1 protein-coding gene is annotated in these 1,056 nt (G+C 46.4%); it reads left to right on the forward strand.

The genetic code is table 11. The annotated features are described in order from the left end of the window. The first annotated feature begins 81 nt into the window (after positions 1-81). Positions 82-1,002, forward strand: coding sequence for an IS5 family transposase (locus VME0621_RS25965; protein WP_062463946.1), 921 nt, complete (start codon positions 82-84; stop codon positions 1,000-1,002). Positions 1,003-1,056: the final 54 nt, after the last annotated feature.

A 1,056-nucleotide genomic window follows, 5' to 3' on the forward strand; every position in this document is an offset into this window, starting at 1 on the left:
CGGCTTTGTTGCCGAAATCGAATGAACTAAATCACAATCTTACGATCAGATCAGAGACATTCATTTACTGACTTTGATTTCATGCCGAAGCCTCGCTATAAAACCACCAACTGGCGCAAGTACAACAACTCCCTAGTCAATCGAGGTTCACTCACGTTTTGGATTGACGAAGAAGCAATATCGGAGTGGACACAATCTAAACAGCATAGACGTGGTAGACCGCGATTGTTTAGTGACTTAGCTATCACAACCGCTCTCATGGTGAAGCGCATCTTTTCCCTGCCCTTAAGGGCGTTACAAGGCTTTATAGACTCAGTATTTAAATTAGCGAATGTCCCATTGGTTTGTCCTCACTATACCTGTATCAGCCGACGAGCCAAGGATGTAGAAGTAAATTTCAAAGCCTCAACACGAGGCGCCATCCAACACCTGTCCATTGATGCAACTGGGCTCAAAGTATACGGTGAGGGGGAATGGAAAGTGAAAAAGCATGGAACTGATGGCAAGCGTCGAGTCTGGCGTAAACTCCATCTTGCGGTTGATACAGACACACATGAAATTATCGCCGCAGAGCATACACTATCAGGTGTGACCGATGCGGAAGTACTCCCCAACCTACTCAAGCAAACACGCCGAACCATCAAGGAAATCTCGGGAGATGGTGCATACGATACAAGGGAGTGCCACAGAGCGATTAGGGTTAAGAAAGCGACACCTTTAATTCCTCCGCGTGAAGGTGCAGCTTTCTGGGAAAAAGGGCATCCACGTAATCTGGCAGTTGGCTGCCAAAAGCTCTATGGCTCGAACAAAAAGTGGAAACAGAAATATGGTTACCATAAGCGCTCATTGTCGGAGACCGCTATGTATCGAGTAAAACAACTGCTCGGTGCTTCACTCACGCTTCGAAATTACAACGCACAAGTGGGTGAGACTTACGCCATGATCAAAGCACTCAACAAGCTAACTGGGATAGGTATGCCCGAAACTCAGTATGTTGTTTAAAATGCGAGCTAATTAGCTAGCGTTCGCTCTTTAGCTGAATTCGGCAACAAAGCC

Origin of the sequence: Vibrio mediterranei, assembly GCF_900088415.1 — a bacterium.
GTDB classification, from domain to species: domain Bacteria; phylum Pseudomonadota; class Gammaproteobacteria; order Enterobacterales; family Vibrionaceae; genus Vibrio; species Vibrio mediterranei.